The following is a 12,304-nucleotide window of genomic DNA, read 5'->3' on the forward strand; positions in this document are numbered from 1 at the left end:
TTGGACGCCCCCGTGGTGCTCCCCCCCACCCCCCCCCCACCCAACCCCCCCCTTCTTCTCCCACCCACCGCGGGGCGGCCCCCCCCCCCCCCGGGGGGCGCCCCCCCCCGCCACGGTAGTGCTGTGCCGTACCTCGTCAGCCGTTCTGCCCGGGTGCCTTGTCGTCGGCTGCCGGGCTGTCGTCGGCGAGCGTGTGGTCGAGGCCGCTGAGGGTCTTGTCGGCGTCGGGGTGACCCAGTTCCTCGCCCAGGCCGTGGGACGGGGTGACCGCCGCGACGACGAAGCCGGTGGCGAGGGAGGCGATGGCGAGCATGCTGCGCTTCTTCATGCCGGGTTCAACTGGCGAACCGCGCGGGGGTCACGCCCGGCATCGGTGTGATCACGGCCGCCGCGCCGATGCTCACGAACGGAGCCGGACCGTCCGCTGCGGCCGACGCGGTGCCGGGATCCGTTCGGTCCGGCCGGACATGCTGCGCCGGCGCTGGACCAGATCCTCGGCGGCCTCCGGCCATGCGGCATGATCGAAGGCGAAGCCCGCTTCGAGGAGGCGGCCGGGGACGACACGGCGGCTCTTCAGCAGGAGTTCGGTGTCCGAGCGAAGCACGAAGGCGCCGAACTCCGCCATCCACTTCGTGGCGGGCAGACCCGCCGGCACACCCCAGGCGGAGCGCAGCGCGCGCATGAACGCACGGTGCGGCAGGGGCGCGGGGGCGGCGAGGTTCACCGGGCCGGTGAGGTCGTGCCGGTCGATCAGGAACTCGACCGCGCGGACGAAATCGCGGTCGTGGATCCAGGAGACGTACTGGGCACCGCCCGCGACGGGGCCGCCGAGCCCGAGCCGCGCGAGCCGCGACAGGACGTCGAAGACGCCGCCGCGGTCGGGGCTCATCACCATGGCCGAGCGCAGGGCGACCTTGCGGGTGTGCGGGGTGTCGGCCTGTTCCTGCGCCCGCTCCCAGGCCTTGGCGATCTCGACGCTGTAGGCCCAGTAGTCCGGGACGCCGGGCTCGCCGCCGCCCACGAGGCCTGTCGCCTCGTCGTGGGGCGCGTCGAGGCGGTGGGCGTAGACGGTGGCCGTGCTCATCTGCAGCCAGACCCGGGGCGGTCGCGCGGCGGCCGCTATCGCCTCGCCCACGACCTGTGTGGAACGCACCCGGGAGTCCATCATGGCCCGCAGGTTGGCCTCGGTGTAGCGGCAGCCGACACTGCGGCCGGCCAGGTTGATCACGATGTCGCTGCCGTCGATCTCCTCGGTCCACGGGCCCAGGCTCTCGCCGTCCCAGCCGACTTCGCGCGCGCGTTCCGGCCGCCTGGTCAGGACCACGACCTCATGGCCGTCGGCGGTCAGCGCGCGGTTCAGGACCGTGCCCACCTGCCCGGTTCCTCCGGGTATCACGATCTTCATCCGGCTCCCCCTTCGTGTGGGGACGAGCCTAGCGCAAAAAATTGAACATGTTCAAAAAGGCTTCCGAGATACGCGCGACATGCAAGGAGCCCGGCCAACCCATGCGGTCGGCCGAGCTCCCGACTGAACGTTCCTGCGGAGGCTCGTCACACCCCCGCCGCGGTCGCGCCCGCCTGCCGGGTGAGCGCCGCCGCGGCCGCCCCCACCAGCCCCGCGTCCGTACCCATCTGCGCGGGCGCCACCGTCAGACCCTGGACGAAGGACAGGGTCGCGTAGTCGCTGAGGGCCTTGCGCAGCGGCGTGAACAGCACGTCGCCCGCCTTGCCCACGCCCCCGCCGATGACGGCGATGTCGATCTCGACGAGGGTCGCGGTGGCCGCGATGCCCGCGGCCAGCGCCTGGGCGGCCCGCTCGAAGGAGGCCACGGCGACCGGATCACCGGCCCGGGCCGCGGCGGCCACCGCGGCGGCGGAGGTGTCGCCGTCGGGGCCGGGCAGCCAGCCGTTCTCGATCGCCCGCCGAGCGATGTTCGGGCCGCTGGCGATCCGCTCGACGCAGCCACGCGCGCCGCACGGGCACGGGTCGCCGTCGAGGTCGACGCTGATATGGCCGATATGGCCCGCGTTCCCGGTGGGACCGGGATGCAGCTGGCCGCCCAGGACCAGGCCGCCGCCGACGCCCGTCGACACCACCATGCACAGCGCGTTGTCGTGGCCACGGGCGGCGCCCTGCCAGTGCTCGGCGGCCGTGATCGCGACACCGTCGCCGATCAGCTCGACAGGCAGCCCCCCGGTCACCGCCTGGACCCGCGGGACCAGCGGGAAGTCACGCCAGCCGGGCACGTTCACCGGGCTCACCGTGCCCATGGAGGCGTCCACCGGGCCCGCGCTGCCGATGCCGAGGGCCGTGGCGCGACCAAACAAGGGCGCGGCGGTCAGCTCGCCGAGCACCTCCTCGACGGCCCGCATCACGGACTCGCCGTCTTCTTGTGCGGGCGTGGCCCGCTGCGCGCGGGTCAGGATCCGGCCGTGGCCGTCCACCAGCGCCCCGGCGATCTTGGTGCCGCCGATGTCGAGCGCGGCCACGAGGTCGGTGTGCATCAGTGTCGGATCTCCCCGTCAGACGTGAGAACAACCAGAGAACAACCATGAGGAAACAGCAGGCCGACTCTCGCGGTGGGGGCGCAGGCCGGAGATTGCGGTGGACAGTGTCCCCCGCATCTGACAACGTTGTCCAGGCTCTATGCTCGACGCCACATCCTCATACAACATCATGACCGACGCATCCGAAGTGGACGACAGGACAGGACACCGCACCGTGCCCGAGACCCACCGCCGCGCAGACCGCCTCTCCGGAAGTCGTTACGGCAACCGTCCGACCATGAAGGACGTGGCCGCGCGGGCCGGCGTCGGACTCAAGACGGTCTCGCGGGTGGTGAACGGGGAGCCGGGTGTCACGCCGGAGACGGAGCGCCGTGTCCAGGAGGCCATCGACGCCCTCGGGTTCCGCCGAAACGACAGCGCGCGGGTGCTGCGCAAGGGCCGCACCGCCAGCATCGGGCTGGTCCTGGAGGACCTCGCCGACCCGTTCTACGGCCCCCTCAGCCGCGCGGTCGAGGAGGTGGCCCGCGCCCATGGCGCGCTGCTCATCAACGGCTCCAGCGCGGAGGACCCGGAGCGCGAGCAGGAGTTGGTGCTGGCGCTGTGCGCGCGGCGGGTGGACGGGCTGGTCGTCATCCCGGCCGGGGACGACCACCGGTATCTGGAGCCCGAGCTGAAGGCGGGCGTGGCGACGGTGTTCGTGGACCGTCCGGCCGGGCACATCGACGCCGACGTGGTGGTCTCGGACAACTACGGCGGCGCCCGCGACGGCGTGGCGCACCTGATCGCCCACGGGCACCGCCGGATCGGTTTCATCGGCGACATGCCCCGCATCCACACCGCCGCCGAGCGGTTGCGCGGCTACCGGGCCGCCATGGAGGACGCCGGCATCCCGGTGGAGGACTCCTGGATGTCGCTGGGCGTCACCGACCCCGAGCGCGTACGGCGGGCGGCCGAGGCGATGCTCTCCGGGCCGTCCCCCGTCACCGCGGTCTTCGCGGGCAACAACCGGGTGACGGTCACCGTGATCCGGGTCTTGGCCGAACACGCCCGCCGGGTCGCCCTCGTCGGCTTCGACGACATCGAGCTCGCCGATCTACTCCAGCCGGGGGTCACAGTCGTCGCCCAGGACGCGGCGGCCCTCGGCCGTACCGCCGCCGAGCGGCTCTTCCGCCAACTGGACGGCACCCTGCTCACCCCGGAGCGCATCGAACTTCCGACCCGGCTGATCACCCGCGGCTCGGGCGAGCTGCCGCCGGCGGACTGAGCGGCTCGTGGACAACCGCACACTGGAGGCGCTCGGCCTCGCCGAGGCGCCGCGCGATCGCCCGCTGCTCTACCCCGGGGCCTGGCCGCGGGAGTCCGGGCTTCTCCACGGCGACCGGCTGCTGCCCCTCGACCTTCCCGTGCACGAGGACCGCGTCCCCGTCCTGGCGGTCGGCTCCAACGCCAGCCCGGCCCAACTGCGGCACAAGATGGCCGAGTTCGGCATCGCCTCGCCCATCCCGATGGTCAAGGCGCGGGTCACCGGCATCGACGTGGGCGTCTCCGCGCACGTCAGCCGCATGGGATACGTCTCCGCATCACCCTTCGAAGCGCCGGGCACGGTACGGGAGTTGTTCGTCATCTGGCTCGACGCCGAGCAACTCGCGGTGGTCGACGCGAGCGAGGGCGTGCCGCTGCCGAACGGCAACTACGGCCGCGCCTGGCTGCCCGCATCCGAGGTGCGGGTGGAGGTGAGCGCCGGAGTGACGCTGCCCGGCGTGCACATGTACGTCAACCGCCACGGCGTCCTGCACAACGGCACTCCCGAGGCCCCGCGCACGCACCCCGGCCAGCGGCCCCTGCTCACCGAACTCCTCGTGGGTTCCGCCCGGTTGAGGGAACTGTTCGGGGTCACTCCCGAGGAGTTCTGCGCGCGTGCCCGGGCGGACCGTCGGCTGTGCGAGCGGGGCACGCGGCTGTTCAGGGAGGAGAAACGGGTGACGGTCTCCGGCCTGGAGCGGTATGTGCGGGTTCAGCAGACCGGGAGTCCTGGGACCGGCGCGTCGTTGTCGCCGCCCTTGATGTAGACGTCGCTGACGAAGACGTTCGTGTTGCCGCTGTCGTCGTCCGTCTTCGCCCACCATACGTTGGTCCATTCGCCGTACGTCTCGCGGCGGCCCAGGTTCTGCTGGCAGTAGAAGTAGTTGGTGCCCGCGTTGAGGATGCCGGCCTCAGTGCCGTCGGCAGTGTAGGACTTGGCGGTGCGCCAGACGTTGCAGTTGTACTTGCCGTCGCCTATGTGCCAGCAGGAGGGGGCCGGGCTGGTCTCGCCGCCTCCGCCGCCCACCGTAGCGCCGCCACCGGTTGTGCCGCCGCCCGAGGTCTTGGTAGGGGATGGGGTGGTCCGGTCGGCGGGCGCGGTCTCGTCCTTGTCGCCCGGCGTCTTCGTCGCGGTCGGGGTCTTCCCGTCGCCCTCCTCGGCGGGCTTCGGGTCGTCCGAGCGCTTGGCGTCGGTGCGGTCGGCGGTCGAGGACGAGGCGGCCGCGGAGGCGCCGGAGGTGGGCTGCGCGCCGGCTTCGGCCTCACCCGGGTCGTTCAGCAGGGCGACGGTGGCTCCGGCCGTGGCGAGGACGACGGTGACGGCCGCTGCGGCGAGCAGGACGCGTCCCTTGCGGCGGGAGGGGCCGGAGGAACCGGCGGAGGACAGGGGGCTGGTGACGGACGGGTCCGGCCCGGGCGGGGTGGGGGGTGCGAAGCCGGGCGTGTGCGATCCGGCGGGGGCGGTTTGGCCGGCGTGGCCGCTCGGGGCGTCGTGGGCGCTCCGGGCGGCGTGGGCGGTTTGACCAGCTTGCCCGGCCTCGCCGGCATGCCCCGCCTGGCCGGTCGGACCAATCGGGCCGCTCGCCCCGGGCAGACCGGCCGAGCCGACCGAGCCGGACGAGCCGGGGGGTTCGAAGGCAGGTGTGGGCGATCCACCGTGGGCGCTCTGACCGGCGTGGCCGCTGTGAGCGGCCTGACCAACGTGCCCGGCCTCACCAGCATGCCCCGCCTGGCCGGTCGGACCAATCGGGCCGCTCGCCCCGGGCAGACCGGGCAGACCGGACGAGCCGACCGAGCCGGACGAGCCGGGGGGTTCGAAGGCAGGTGTGGGCGATCCACCGTGGGCGCTCTGACCGGCGTGGCCGCTGTGAGCGGTCTGACCAACGTGCCCGGCCTCACCAGCTTGGCCAGCATGCCCGGCGTGCTCGATCGGGCCAGCCGGGCCAGTCGGGCCGCTCGCCCCGGGCAGACCGGCCGATCCGGCCGATCCGCTGTGCCCCGCCGACCCACTCGACCCAGTCCGCCCCGCAGACCCAGCCGGCCCGTTCTCCCGCGCCGCCCCGGAATCGCCGAAGCCGGAAGCCGCCGGTGCTCCATGGCCTGGAGTGCCCTGACCGGGAGCCTGCGGTGTCCCCTGCTCCGGAGCCCCGAACCCTCGCGCCTCCGGCGTTCGCCGCTCTGAAGCGCCGGCCCCCTGAACCCCTGGAATGCCCTGCCCCGCAGCCCCGAATCCCTGCCCGGCCGAATCCCTCGACTCGGCCGAACCCTCCGTCTCCCCCGATCCCGACGGCCCCAGCGCCCCGCCCCCCGGCGGTACCGCCGGCACGCTCCGCTCCGGCTTCGTCGGCGCCGGCCTCGGATCCGTCGCCGCCCGTAGCGTCGTCGTCGGCGTGTCCCTGGCGGACGCGTCCGCCACTGTCTGCAACAGCTCTCGCGCCTCGTCGGCCTCCGGGCGGCCCTCCGGTCGCTTGTCCAACAGGCGCTGGAGGACGGGGCCCAGGGGCCCGGCGAGACGGGGCTCCGGGAGTGGCTCACTGACGATCGCGGTGAGCGTGGAGAACGTCGACGTACGACGGAAGGGCGAACCGCCCTCGACGGCCGCGAACAGCGTGGCGCCCAGGGCCCAGATGTCGGAGGCCGGGCCGGGGTCGGCGCCCTGGGCGCGCTCGGGCGCCAAGTAGTCCAGGGAGCCGACGAGTTCGCCGCTGCGGGTGAGGCGGGAGGCCGAACCGTCGTCCGGGTCCTCCATGGTGGCGATGCCGAAGTCCGTCAGCATGACGCGGCCCGACCGGTCGAGCAGGATGTTGCCGGGCTTCACGTCGCGGTGCAGGACGCCGACGGCGTGGGCGGCGGCCAGCGCGTCCATGACCTTGGCACCGATCCCGGCCACCTCGCGCGGCTCCAGGGTGCCCTTCTCGCGCAGTACGTCGTCCAGGGACGGCCCGTCCACCAGCTCCATCACGATCAGCGGACGGCCGTCGACCTCGGTCACGTCGTGCACGGCCACGACGCCGGGATGGCGCACCCGAGCCGCCGCGCGGGCCTCCCGCTGCATCCGCAGCCGCAGACCGGCGAGTTCGGGCCCGTCGGCGTCGGTGTAGGTGCGCAGCTCCTTGACGGCGACCTCACGGCCGAGCACGTCGTCGACTGCCCGCCAGACCACCCCCATGCCGCCGCGCCCGAGCTGCGCCACGACGCGATAGCGCCCCGCCAGCAGCCGCCCGGCCCCCTCCGCCTGCCCGTACTCCCCCGAAGACACCGCCGCCCCGTTCCTGTGACCCGTCCTTGCGTGCCGTACAGACTACGGGGCAGGGGTGACAACGCCGACCGGATGGTGCCGCTGTGACAGGCCCGCTACTTGGCGGAGACCGTCAGATCGCCCCGGCGGGGCGCCGCGAAGCCCTCGAGGTCGGCCCGGGTCAGGCCGGTCAGGCGGGCGACCTCGGCGATGTCGAGGGCGCCGCAGTCCAGGCCGCGCAGCAGGTAGCCGCCGAGTGCCTTGGCGGTGGCGGGCTCGTCCATGACGTCACCGCCCATGCGGCCCGCGTAGCGGGCGAGGCGACCGGCGGCCTGTTCGAAGCCCTCGCGGTAGAAGGCGAAGACGGCCGCGTACCGGGTGGGGATGTGGCCGGGGTGCATGTCCCAGCCCTGGTAATAGGCGCGGGCCAGGGCGCGGCGGGTGAGGCCGTAGTGCAGCCGCCAGGCGTCGTGGACCTTCTCGGTCGGGCCGACCGGCAGGACGTTCGTCGAGCCGTCCGAGACGCGGACGCCCGTGCCCGCCGCCGCGACCTGCATGATCGCCTTGGCGTGGTCGGCGGCGGGATGGTCGCTGGCCTGGTAGGCGGCCGACACGCCGAGGCAGGCGCTGTAGTCGAAGGTGCCGTAGTGGAGGCCGGTGGCGCGGCCTTCGGCGGCCTGGATCATACGGGCGACCGTCGCGGTTCCGTCGGTGGCGAGGATGGACTGGCTGGTCTCGATCTGGATCTCGAAGCCGATCCGGCCGGGTTCGATCCCGCGCGCCTTCTCGAAGGCCTCCAGGAGCCGCACCATGGCGGTGACCTGCTCGGGGTACGTCACCTTCGGCAGCGTCAGCACCAGCCCGTCGGGCAGGCCGCCGGCCTCCATCAGGCCGGTGAGGAAGATGTCGAGGGTGCGGATGCCCCGCTCGCGGACGGGCGCCTCCATGCATTTCATACGGATGCCCATGTACGGGGCCGCCGTGCCGTTCTCGTACGCCTCGGCGATCAGCCGTGCCGCTCGGGCGGCCGTCTCGTCCTCCTCGGCGTCCGGGCGCGGGCCGTAGCCGTCCTCGAAGTCGACACGCAGGTCCTCGATGGGCTCGCGTTCCAGTTTGGCGCGCACGCGCGCGTAGACCGGCTCGGCGAGTTCGTCGGACAGGCCGAGGACGGCGGCGAAGGAGGCGGCGTCCGGGGCGTGTTCGTCCAGGGTGGTGAGGGCCCGGTCGCCCCAGGAGCGGATGGTGTCGGCGGCGAAGGCGTCGCCGGGGACGTAGACGGTGTGGACGGGCTGACGGGTGCCGGGGTCTCCGGGGTAACGGCGCTCCAGTTCGGCGTCGACCGGCGCGAGGGAGGCGCTGATCTCCTCGCTGACGGCGCCCGCGAGGCTCGTCGCCACCTGCTCCTGCTGGCCCTGGCCCATCCCACATCCTCCTAGTTTCCGCTATACGGAATCAACAATCCGTAGAATGAAGCTAACGGTCACCCTTCCCGCCGGTCAACACCGTCTTTCAACTCGATCCACTCCGGCATCTCGGCATGTTCACGTCCATCTGGCACCGTTTCCTCACCTGCTTCGCACAACTGCACAGCGCACCCCGCCCGACTCGCCCGGAAGCCGCCGCAGAAGGAGCCCCTGTGCGAAACCACAGCCGAGTCACGCGCCGCATGGGCCTGAAGGCCGCGTTAGCCGCCACGATCTCCGTACCCCTGTCCAGTACAGCACTCTCCCCCGCGCCCGCCGCGGCGGACGAACGCCTGAGCGGTCCACTGGAGGTCATGTCCTTCAACCTCCGCTTCGCAAGCACCACCCAGCCCAACAGCTGGGCCGTCCGCAGACCCGTGATGCGCGAGCTGCTGCGCCGCGAGGGCCTGCACCTCATCGGTACCCAGGAGGGCCTTTACCAGCAGTTGCACGACATCGAGTCCGACCTCGGACCGCAGTGGGACTGGATCGGCACGGGGCGCGCGGGAGGCAGCCGCGACGAGTTCATGGCGATCTTCTACGACACCCGCCGCCTGGCCCCGCAGGAATACGACCACTTCTGGCTCTCCGACACGCCGAACGTGGTCGGGTCGAACACCTGGGGCGGCGGCTCCATCCGGATGGTCACCTGGGTCCGCTTCCGGGATCTCCTCGACGGCGACCGGGAGTTCTACTTCCTGAACACCCACCTCGACAACGCGAGCCAGTACGCGCGTGCCGCGACCCTGACCACCCAGCGGATGGCCGGGCTGAACCGCTCGCTGCCGCGCGTGGTGACCGGCGACTTCAACGTCGCCGCCCACAAGAACCCGGTCTACGACACGATGCTGGGCGCCGGCCTGGTCGACACCTGGGACACCGCGGCCGAGCGGAGCAAGCTGTACGCGACCTTCCACGGCTACAAGCCACTGACGCCCGACGGCGACCGCATCGACTGGATCCTCGCCACGCCCGGCGTTCGGACGCACCGGGCCTCGATCAACACCTTCGCGCGGAACGGGCAGTTCCCGAGCGATCATCTGCCGGTGCAGGCGTCCCTGAGCCTGGGATGAGCCGAGGCCCCCGCGACCGCGCCCAAGAAGCGGTCACGGGGGCCTCGTACGCCCGAGAGCGGGATCAGCCCTTGCGGGTCTTGATCTCCTCGGTGAGCTGCGGCACGACGTCGAAGAGGTCGCCGACCACGCCGTAGTCGACCAGGTCGAAGATCGGGGCCTCGGCGTCCTTGTTGACCGCCACGATCGTCTTGGAGGTCTGCATGCCGGCCCGGTGCTGGATGGCGCCGGAGATGCCGGAGGCGATGTACAGCTGCGGGGAGACGGACTTGCCTGTCTGGCCGACCTGGTTGGTGTGCGGGTACCAGCCGGCGTCCACCGCCGCGCGGGAGGCGCCGACGGCCGCGCCGAGGGAGTCGGCGAGGGCCTCGATGAGTCCGAAGTTCTCCGCGCCGTTCACACCACGGCCGCCGGAGACCACGATCGCGGCCTCGGTCAGCTCCGGACGGCCCGTCGACTCACGGGGCGTACGGGCGGTGACCTTGGTGCCGGTGGCCTTCTCGGAGAAGGACACCGCCAGGGCCTCGACCGCGGCGTTGGCCGGGGCGGCCTCCACTGCGGCCGAGTTCGGCTTGACCGTGATGACCGGGGTGCCCTTGGAGACCCGGGACTTGGTGGTGAAGGCGGCGGCGAACACCGACTGGGTGGCCACCGGACCGGAGTCGCCGGCCTCCAGGTCGACGGCGTCGGTGATGATGCCGGAGCCGATGCGCAGCGCGAGGCGGGCGGCGATCTCCTTGCCCTCGGCGGAGGACGGGACCAGCACGGCGGCCGGGGAGACGGCCTCGTACGCGGCCTGCAGGGCGTCGACCTTCGGCACGACCAGGTAGTCGGCGTACTCGGCGGCGTCGTGGGTGAGGACCTTGACCGCGCCGTGCTCGGCGAGGGTGTCGGCGGTGTCGGCGGCGCCGTTGCCCAGCGCGACGGCGACCGGCTCGCCGATGCGGCGGGCCAGCGTCAGCAGCTCCAGGGTGGGCTTGCGGACGGCACCGTCCACGTGGTCGACGTAGACGAGAACTTCAGCCATGGGATTGCTCTCCTGCTTACGAAAGTTGAGGGGCGGTCAGCGAAGTCGAGCTCAGATGAACTTCTGGCTCGCGAGGAACTCAGCGAGCTGCTTGCCGCCCTCGCCCTCGTCCTTGACGATCGTGCCGGCCGTGCGGGCCGGGCGCTCCGCCGCGGAGTCCACGACCGTGTAGGAGCCCTCCAGGCCGACCTCCTCGGCCTCCAGGTCCAGATCCGACAGGTCCCAGGACTGAACCGGCTTCTTCTTGGCCGCCATGATGCCCTTGAAGGACGGGTAGCGCGCCTCGCCCGACTGGTCGGTGACCGACACGACCGCCGGGAGGGAGGCCTCCAGCTGCTCCGAGGCGGCGTCGCCGTCGCGACGGCCCTTGACGGTGCCGTCCTCGACCGAGACCTCGGACAGCAAAGTGACCTGCGGTACACCCAGGCGCTCCGCGAGCAGGGCGGGTACGACGCCCATGGTGCCGTCGGTGGACGCCATGCCGGAGATCACCAGGTCGTAACCGGCCTTCTCGATCGCCTTGGCCAGCACCAGCGAGGTGCCGATGGCGTCGGTGCCGTGCAGGTCGTCGTCCTCGACGTGGACGGCCTTGTCGGCGCCCATGGACAGCGCCTTGCGCAGCGCGTCCTTGGCGTCCTCCGGGCCCACCGTCAAGACGGTGATCTCCACGTCGTCGTCGGAGTTCTCGGAGATCTGCAGCGCCTGCTCGACCGCGTACTCGTCGAGCTCGGAGAGCAGACCGTCCACGTCGTCCCGGTCGACGGTCAGGTCATCGGCGAAGTGCCGGTCGCCAGTGGCGTCGGGCACGTACTTCACAGTGACAACGATCCTCAAGCTCACGCCGGCTCTCCTACTGCATCGACATTTCTCTGCTGCCTCTTGCAGGCAGCATAGGCGCCCCAAGCGGCCGATCCCGGTCGGGGCGACCCGCGCTCCGAACGAAATATTACTCGCCAGTACACCCAGTTCATTCCCGCTAAGCAAGCGCTTTGAACTGTGACCTTTGCAACGCAGCGTAATCGGAACTCGACGGCTTCGCACTCGACGACTTCGACGGCTTCGGCGACGTCACAGAAGACGGGCGAGCCGATCAGTCCCGCAGGCCGTGGAACCGTCCCTGGTGGTAGAGGAGCGGGCGGCCCGGGCCGGTGGGGTCGCCGAGGACGACCTCGGCCACCACGATGCGGTGGTCGCCGGCCGGTACGCGTGCGGCGATCCGGCACACCAACCACGCTTGGACGTCGTCGAGGACGGGGACGCTTTCGGGGCCCTCGTGCCAGGAGGTCGACGGGCCGAAGCGGTCGGCGCCGCTGCGGGCGAAGGTGGCGGCCAGGTCCTGCTGGTGCTCGCCGAGTATGTGCACGCCGACGTGGTCGGCCTTGGATATCGCCGGCCAGCTGGAGGCACCCGTGCCGATACCGAAGGAGAGGAGCGGGGGTTCGGCGGAGACCGAGGTGAGGGAGGTGGCGGTGAAGCCGACCGGGCCGGCGTCGCCGCGCGCGGTGATCACGGCGACTCCCGCCGCGTGCCGTCGGAAGACGGAGCGCAGGAGGTCGGGAGAGGCGAGCCGCGGGGTGCCGAGGCCGGACGTGGCCGTCATGAAGTGGTCCTTCTGCGAGGAATGGCGATCGGGTCCGTGGCTGCTCAACAGCCCGGACAGCGCGCGCTCGCGGTACGGGCCAGGTCGACGTGG

At 72.0% G+C, this 12,304-nt stretch carries 10 protein-coding genes and 1 pseudogene; 3 read left to right on the forward strand and 8 right to left on the reverse strand.

Annotated elements, in window-relative coordinates:
• Nucleotides 1-136 precede the first annotated feature (136 nt).
• The 3 genes from ABT063_RS42480 to ABT063_RS42490 all read right to left on the reverse strand — a co-directional run bounded on the left by ABT063_RS42480 (nucleotide 137) and on the right by ABT063_RS42490 (nucleotide 2,505).
• Nucleotides 137-328: a hypothetical protein gene (locus tag ABT063_RS42480; RefSeq protein ID WP_351066307.1), complete on the reverse strand. Its 192-nt coding sequence runs from the start codon at nucleotides 326-328 to the stop codon at nucleotides 137-139.
• Between the two features lie 72 nt (nucleotides 329-400).
• Entirely contained in the window at nucleotides 401-1,405 is a 1,005-nt protein-coding gene (locus ABT063_RS42485) for a TIGR01777 family oxidoreductase (RefSeq protein ID WP_351066308.1), read from the reverse strand.
• 146 nt (nucleotides 1,406-1,551) lie between these two features.
• Complete coding sequence (locus ABT063_RS42490; protein ID WP_351066309.1) at nucleotides 1,552-2,505, reverse strand: ROK family protein; 954 nt, start codon at nucleotides 2,503-2,505, stop codon at nucleotides 1,552-1,554.
• A gap of 172 nt (nucleotides 2,506-2,677) precedes the next feature.
• On the opposite strand from ABT063_RS42490, the gene ABT063_RS42495 reads away from it, so the two are divergent.
• Both ABT063_RS42495 and ABT063_RS42500 read left to right on the forward strand, forming a co-directional pair.
• Nucleotides 2,678-3,772: a LacI family DNA-binding transcriptional regulator gene (locus tag ABT063_RS42495; RefSeq protein WP_351066310.1), complete on the forward strand. Its 1,095-nt coding sequence runs from the start codon at nucleotides 2,678-2,680 to the stop codon at nucleotides 3,770-3,772.
• A 7-nt stretch (nucleotides 3,773-3,779) separates the two neighbouring features.
• Nucleotides 3,780-4,577, forward strand: coding sequence for a hypothetical protein (locus tag ABT063_RS42500; protein WP_351066311.1), 798 nt, complete (start codon nucleotides 3,780-3,782; stop codon nucleotides 4,575-4,577).
• A 1,292-nt stretch (nucleotides 4,578-5,869) separates the two neighbouring features.
• Here the strand turns inward: ABT063_RS42500 and ABT063_RS42505 are convergent.
• Nucleotides 5,870-7,069, reverse strand: a pseudogene (locus tag ABT063_RS42505) (serine/threonine-protein kinase); the annotation flags it as partial.
• A 95-nt stretch (nucleotides 7,070-7,164) separates the two neighbouring features.
• The gene (locus tag ABT063_RS42510; RefSeq protein ID WP_351066312.1) at nucleotides 7,165-8,469 is read right to left on the reverse strand and encodes a DUF6986 family protein; all 1,305 of its coding nucleotides are present in this window, start codon (nucleotides 8,467-8,469) and stop codon (nucleotides 7,165-7,167) included.
• A gap of 215 nt (nucleotides 8,470-8,684) precedes the next feature.
• Here ABT063_RS42510 and ABT063_RS42515 point away from each other — a divergent pair, with 215 nt between their 5' ends.
• Entirely contained in the window at nucleotides 8,685-9,584 is a 900-nt protein-coding gene (locus ABT063_RS42515; RefSeq protein ID WP_351066313.1) for an endonuclease/exonuclease/phosphatase family protein, read from the forward strand.
• A 64-nt stretch (nucleotides 9,585-9,648) separates the two neighbouring features.
• Here ABT063_RS42515 and ABT063_RS42520 read toward each other — a convergent pair whose 3' ends face one another.
• The 3 genes from ABT063_RS42520 to ABT063_RS42530 all read right to left on the reverse strand — a co-directional run bounded on the left by ABT063_RS42520 (nucleotide 9,649) and on the right by ABT063_RS42530 (nucleotide 12,211).
• Entirely contained in the window at nucleotides 9,649-10,611 is a 963-nt protein-coding gene (locus ABT063_RS42520; protein WP_351066314.1) for an electron transfer flavoprotein subunit alpha/FixB family protein, read from the reverse strand.
• A 51-nt stretch (nucleotides 10,612-10,662) separates the two neighbouring features.
• Nucleotides 10,663-11,451, reverse strand: coding sequence for an electron transfer flavoprotein subunit beta/FixA family protein (locus ABT063_RS42525; protein WP_351066315.1), 789 nt, complete (start codon nucleotides 11,449-11,451; stop codon nucleotides 10,663-10,665).
• A 250-nt stretch (nucleotides 11,452-11,701) separates the two neighbouring features.
• Nucleotides 11,702-12,211 carry a flavin reductase family protein gene (locus ABT063_RS42530; RefSeq protein WP_351066316.1) on the reverse strand — a complete coding sequence of 170 codons (510 nt, stop codon included), beginning with the start codon at nucleotides 12,209-12,211 and terminating at the stop codon, nucleotides 11,702-11,704.
• Nucleotides 12,212-12,304: the final 93 nt, after the last annotated feature.

The organism is Streptomyces sp. NPDC002838, assembly GCF_040295365.1.
GTDB lineage: Bacteria > Actinomycetota > Actinomycetes > Streptomycetales > Streptomycetaceae > Streptomyces.

Bases quoted from the DNA above. Each gene is read 5' to 3' on its own strand.
- ABT063_RS42480 (WP_351066307.1), bottom strand. From the start codon at position 328: ATGAAGAAGCGCAGCATGCTCGCCATCGCCTCCCTCGCCACCGGCTTC.
- ABT063_RS42485 (WP_351066308.1), bottom strand. From the start codon at position 1,405: ATGAAGATCGTGATACCCGGAGGAACCGGGCAGGTGGGCACGGTCCTG.
- ABT063_RS42490 (WP_351066309.1), bottom strand. From the start codon at position 2,505: ATGCACACCGACCTCGTGGCCGCGCTCGACATCGGCGGCACCAAGATC.
- ABT063_RS42495 (WP_351066310.1), top strand. From the start codon at position 2,678: ATGACCGACGCATCCGAAGTGGACGACAGGACAGGACACCGCACCGTG.
- ABT063_RS42510 (WP_351066312.1), bottom strand. From the start codon at position 8,469: ATGGGCCAGGGCCAGCAGGAGCAGGTGGCGACGAGCCTCGCGGGCGCC.
- ABT063_RS42520 (WP_351066314.1), bottom strand. From the start codon at position 10,611: ATGGCTGAAGTTCTCGTCTACGTCGACCACGTGGACGGTGCCGTCCGC.
- ABT063_RS42530 (WP_351066316.1), bottom strand. From the start codon at position 12,211: ATGACGGCCACGTCCGGCCTCGGCACCCCGCGGCTCGCCTCTCCCGAC.